This window comes from Mycobacterium sp. SMC-18, from assembly GCF_045310895.1.
Lineage (GTDB): Bacteria > Actinomycetota > Actinomycetes > Mycobacteriales > Mycobacteriaceae > Mycobacterium.
In genome coordinates this window covers 1-1,119 of record NZ_JBJIAL010000143.1, presented here as the reverse complement: position 1 = coordinate 1,119, position 1,119 = coordinate 1, and the positions used below count along the sequence as shown (strand labels likewise).

The window sequence follows — 1,119 nt, the reverse complement described above, 5'->3', positions numbered from 1 at the left end:
TAGCCCGGATTTTTCGTGGAATGTTGACTGTGGGGGTGTGTAGATAAGCGAAAGTGCCTGTCCTGCAAGGAATAATTGGACTTCTCTACGGTTCAAAAACCCTGACGGGAAGGCACTTCGCAGGTGAAGAATATCGCGGCGGCATCGCCGGTGAAAGTTTCCGCCGACGGCCATGGCGTTGTGTCGCATGCCGGGATGGGCATGCTGCGTGAGCTTGCCGACCGGACCGGCTTATCGGCGCAGGTCACGGCCGCGTTGGCCGACACCTACCGCGGCCCGTGGGTGTATGCGCCTGGGGAGGTGTTCGCTGATCTGGCGGCCGCGGTCGCCGACGGCGCGGACTGCATCGACGCGGTCGGTCAGCTGTGCGGTGACCGGGAGCACGTCCTGGGGGCCAAGGCCTCAACGACCACCATGTGGCGGCTGATCGATGAGCGGATCGATGCCGCGCATCTACCCGGGGTGCGCGCAGCCCGAGCCGCGGCGCGGGCAGCGGCCTGGGCTGTCGGAGCCGCCCCCACCACCGGCGGCTGGCTGCATATCGACATCGATGCCACGCTGGTGATCGATCACTCCGACAACAAGGCCGGGGCTGCGCCGACCTGGAAGAAAACGTTCGGGCTGCACCCGCTGCTGGCGTTTCTGGACCGCCCCGACATCGCCGGCGGCGAAGCCCTGGCCGGGTTGCTGCGCAACGGTAACGCCGGCTCCAACACCGCCTCCGACCACATCATCGTCCTGCACCAGGCTTTGGCATCGCTGCCAGCGGCGTGGCGGCCCAACCCCGACGATCCCGACAACCCCGAGGCCCCGAAGGTGTTGGTGCGCTGCGATACCGCCGGATCCACCCACAAATTCGCCGCAGCGTGCCGGGCCGCCGGGGCCGGGTTCTCCTTCGGGTACCCCGTCGATACCCGCGTCCAGGACGCCGTGGACACCCTCAACCTCGGCGATTGCTGGTATCCAGCGATCGACACCGACGGCGGGATCCGCGACGGCGCGTGGGTCGCTGAAGCCACCGACCTGGTCAACCTGGCCTCCTGGCCCGAAGGGACCCGGCTGATCCTGCGTAAAGAACGCCCCCACCCCGGCGCGCAGTTGCGGTTCACCGACGCCGAC

General features: G+C 67.6%; 1 protein-coding gene. It reads left to right on the top strand.

Annotated elements, in window-relative coordinates; genetic code table 11:
- Positions 1-123 precede the first annotated feature (123 nt).
- The coding region (locus tag ACJH6J_RS30495; RefSeq protein ID WP_406805044.1) for an IS1380 family transposase at positions 124-1,119 on the top strand (996 nt) is incomplete at its 3' end.